The organism is Mesorhizobium sp. M1A.F.Ca.IN.022.07.1.1 (assembly GCF_003997575.1).
Classification (GTDB): domain Bacteria; phylum Pseudomonadota; class Alphaproteobacteria; order Rhizobiales; family Rhizobiaceae; genus Mesorhizobium.
Genome location: NZ_RZST01000430.1, coordinates 1 through 4,284 on the forward strand (window position 1 = coordinate 1; position 4,284 = coordinate 4,284).

At 59.2% G+C, this 4,284-nt stretch carries 2 protein-coding genes; one reads left to right on the top strand and one right to left on the bottom strand.

Annotation, left to right across the window (positions count from 1 at the left end; all coding sequences use genetic code 11):
• On the bottom strand, positions 1–3,061 hold a 3,061-nt coding region (locus EOA75_RS29655; RefSeq protein ID WP_245466777.1), incomplete at its 3' end, for a Ulp1 family isopeptidase.
• A gap of 922 nt (positions 3,062–3,983) precedes the next feature.
• Between EOA75_RS29655 and EOA75_RS29660 the strand changes: the two genes are divergently transcribed.
• Positions 3,984–4,280, top strand: a complete 297-nt coding sequence (locus tag EOA75_RS29660; RefSeq protein WP_024505654.1) for a DUF2604 domain-containing protein — start codon at positions 3,984–3,986, stop codon at positions 4,278–4,280.
• Positions 4,281–4,284: the final 4 nt, after the last annotated feature.

Here is a 4,284-nt window from a genome sequence, read left to right on the forward strand (position 1 = left end):
GTGGGGAGGCAGGCTCGTCTTCCAACAGTTGCCGCAGTTCCCCTGGCTCGAATGCCATCATCGGTGGGGAGGCGGGTTCATCCTCCAGCAGCTGCCGCGGCTCTTCCTCGTGCGGCAAGCGCCTCCTTAGCCGGTCTTGCAGCGCCTGCCGATCGGCAACGAGGTTGTCGAGGGGCAGCGGCTCGTGGTCTGGCCGCTGCCCTTTCACCAATCGTTCAACCAGCGCCCACGTGCCCTCCAGGACAAATACGCCGCAATCATAATGGTTCGTCTGTCTGGCCATGGGGGCTGGCGCCAAGGTGGCATTCAGCAGTCCTGCGAGCTGTTTTGCAGGCACGTCGTTATATCCCTCTCGCTGGAGGGAGTCGTAGTGATAGGCGAACCGCCTTTCCGGGTCGCGGCGATCAACGAGCAGCAGCGACCAATGGGTGCCGGGGCTAGTAGCCGTGCCATTATTCACTGGCAAGAACAGGAAGTCGGCTGTGGCGTTGTTTTGATTATAGATGGACTGCAATATGCCTCGAGCGTCTTGCGGCGACGTGTGTCGCAGTAGATGGGATACGGAAGGATCCACCAGCCGAGTCCGGGCAGCGAGCGCCGGATTGATCCCCTGCAGTTGCCCCTCCAGCAAATTGTAATCTCTCTGGATATGGGCGTCGCTCAGCCATTCGGCGGCGCCGAGCACCCGCCCCGTTGCAACGTTGGACGGGGCTGTCGGATCGAGCGCCCCGATCTGAGCCCCAGAGGAACTGGTAGTCAGTGTGGTCACATCAACCAGTGGAAGGCCGCGGTAGGTGCCTGGCAGCCTAGCGGTTGCTGGCGAGGCGGGTTGGGGAGCTCTTGCCGGTGCCGCTGGCCCAGCTTCAGCAGCGGCCCCAACGCGCCTGGTGACTGCGTCTGCCGGATGAGCAGAAAGGACAGTTTCGCGCCCGAGCACAATGCGCGGCAGGATATCCCGGAGGTGAGCCAATGCAGAACTGATACTTAGCCTATTACCATAGGAGACAGCCTTGAAGCTCTCAACATCTTTATCCAGCGATTTGTCGTGAATCCGAGCCGCAATCCCAAGCTTGTTATTTTGACGCAGGTACTGACTAAAATGTCTAAGAAAATTTGTATAGCCGCCCACGGTATCTGGATTCCGTCCGGTCGCAGGCGCTGCCAGGTACTCCTTGGTCGAAGCGGCTCTGTAATTTCTAATGAGCTCGGCATCGTCAGGATAGGGGATCACGACAGGGCGAGCCATAATCTGGGCTCCGCCTGTCGACTTCTTGAGGTAACGCAGTGCGCCAGCCACGGTGGAGGAACCACCCGTACTCTCGTACTCCTTGAGATCCTGATCCAGCGACGAATGGTAAAGCCGAGCAGCAAACCCTGGCTTGTTGTTTTGAAGGAGCCACCGACTAAAGCCGAAAAGAGAATTTACATTGTAAGTGACCGTGTTCGCTTTGGCCTTACCCGCGTGGAATGCTGCCCTCAGCCCTTCGATAGCGGTCGCATCGTTGGAATAGACAGGACGCTTGTCGGCACCGTCGGGGACTACAATTGGACGATCCGGCTGCACTGTCGAGGGCATCGACCCACCACCTCCGGGATGCGGTGCTGGGGTGGATTCGTGCTCATCCCTCTGCCTGACGAGCTGCGCCTCACATTCCGGTGTAGCCACCTTATGAGGATCCTGCATCGGTTCGATCCCCTCCATCTCCTGCTGCAACCAAGCCAAAGCTTGGCGAGCGGCCTGCGCGGCTTCATCAACCGCGGAGGATGTCTCCACACCTCTGGCGGACGCCGGCAGAGCCTGCTCCGCCCGCCGTCGAAAGAGCTCTGGCGAGGCGGATTTCTCCGCCCACAATCTGGGCTGCGTAGCGAGTCCCCGTCCAGATTTATGTGGCACCGCCTCGCTTGGCAGCGGGCTGCTCCTGTCCCGTGCAGCTACCAGCTCCTCCGGGGCGCCCTGGTCGCCGTGGCGCCAGTTCAAGTGAGGGACGGCCTCTCCAAAGTCGGGCGCTTGGTGTTGGTGCGCGGTTGGGGCGAGAGACAATGGTAGATCGGTGCCCTCCTTATAACCTACCGGCAGGAGCTCCTCTGGCCAATCGAATCCCTGCTGTGGTGCGGTATGCTGAGCAGCGTCGCCACGGGGACGAGCCTCCATGCTGACCGCGTTTTCCAGATGATTCCCGAGTATAACGCGCGGCGGGTTCTTGCGGAGATAAACCAGCGCAGATTCGATCGGAGCTCCACCATTAGAGGAGGCGGCCTTGTAGCTCTCAACATCTTTATCCAGCGATTTATCGTAAATGCGACCCGCAATTCCGAGCTTGTCATTTTGACGTAGGTAATGACTGAAATGGTTAAGAGCAGTTGCGTAGCCGCTCGCGGATCTGAAATGTCTGGTGAGCGCGGCGTCGTCAGGATGGGGGTTCAGGACAGCGCGACCCACAATCGGGCCGGCTCCGCCCATCGACTTCATCAATTGACGCAGTGCGCCAGCCACGGTGGAGGAACCACCCCTACTCTCGTACTCCTCGAGATCCTGGCTCAGCGACGGATGGTAAAGCCGAGCAGCAAGCCCTGGCTTGTTGTTTTGAAAGAGCCAACGACTAAAGCCGAAAAGAGAATTTGTGCTGCGAGTGACCGTGTCCGGCCTGGCTTTACCCGCAAGGAGTGCTGACTTCAGCCCTTCGATGGCGGTGGCATCGTTGGAATAAACAGGACGCTTGTCGGCACCGTCGGGGACCACAATTGGACGATCCGGCTGCACTGTCGAGGGCATCGACCCGTCGAGATGCGGTGCTGGGGTGTATTCGTGCTCGTCCCCCTGCATCACAAGTTGCGCCTCCCGTTCCGATGTACCCACCTGATGGGTGGGGAGTTGCATCATCACGCGAGCGCCTGAGTTGCCAACCTCACCTGGTTGCCGCTCAGTGACAGCATGCTGCAGATTGCTTTGGATCCTCTGCCTCTTCGTTGGTCTCAACTCACCTTTACCATGCGAGCCATTGACGAGGACCTCCTCGCCTGGCGCACCCATCAACTCGTCCGCCGCCTGCAGTTCGCCCAAGTGCTGCTCAAAACCGGCTTGGCCGGCCTGTCCGCTTGCTCGTGCGGTACGGCGTGCTGCACCTGCAGCCAAGCTGCCACGATGAATGTCTAGTTTGTACGGGTGCACGCTATCCTCACTTCCACAGATCACATGAGCAACCTACTCAGGCAAGCTTTCGAGAGGCTGACGAGGTCCGCCGCCGCGGAAGGCGAAGGCTGGTTTTCTGCTCAGCGGTTGACGGCCTCGCGTGTTGCGGCCGCGCCGGGTATCACGCCAATCAATCTGAATAGTCGATGCGTCAAACGAACCAGGATGGGATTTTCGTAGCGGGGCTGCTCTACTCACTCTTGTCCTGAGGGCAGAATTCAACCATATCGCCGAGCAACTGGATGCCGATTGGATACCCGATCCGGAAAGCTTCAGCTCCTATGTGACGCGATGATGAGGCCTGGTCTCGCAGCGGCATGCGTTCCGAGAGATGCTGCACCAGGTACGAGGCGACCTTATCCAACAAGGCACCACTTGCGCTGTTTTGTGGAGACGAGCGTCGGCATGCATCCATGCGGGTGCTTGAGTGGTGAAGACTCTGAACGACGGTTCCTATGGCGCTGCCGGCGCAATCAGCTGCTTGGGGACGCGTGACGCAGATCAAAGCTCCCCTTGCCGAGCACGGAGCAGGCGAGTGAGAGAGCAGATGAATAGGCGTGTCGCCAATATTTTCGCATTGCTCTAATCGATTATAGTTGTGAGGAGCAATTTGAGACCATTTACTTGCGGCTCAAGTCACCCATAAAAGAAGGCAAGCACCGATTCGGTAGCTTATCCCCTGTCTTTCGCGTACTCGCGGCCGTGGCGCCGGGTGAACGATTGAAGACCGCCGGTCTCACTCGCAGGTGGGTGCCAGGGCGTGGGGCGGTTGGCAAGCCACAGGAGTAGGACAATGTCGAAGGATTCGGGTAAGGGCGATAATCACGGCGGCGGACCGGGCAAGATCGAGATCACGGTGGTGGTGAACGGCCAGCCCACGCAGGTCGAAGCCAATCCCAACCAGCCGCTTCACGTCATTCGTACCAAAGCCCTTGAGAACACGCAGAATGTCGCCCAACCAGCCGAGAATTGGGAATTCAAGGATGAGGCCGGCAACTTGCTCGACGTCGACAAGAAGCTTGGCGATTTCGGTTTCCCGAATACTGTGACCCTGTTCCTCAGCCTGAAGGCGGGCGTCGCAGGTGCCTAAACCC

Excerpts from the sequence above, each read along its gene's own strand:
- EOA75_RS29660 (WP_024505654.1), top strand. The coding sequence starts at position 3,984 with ATGTCGAAGGATTCGGGTAAGGGCGATAATCACGGCGGCGGACCGGGC.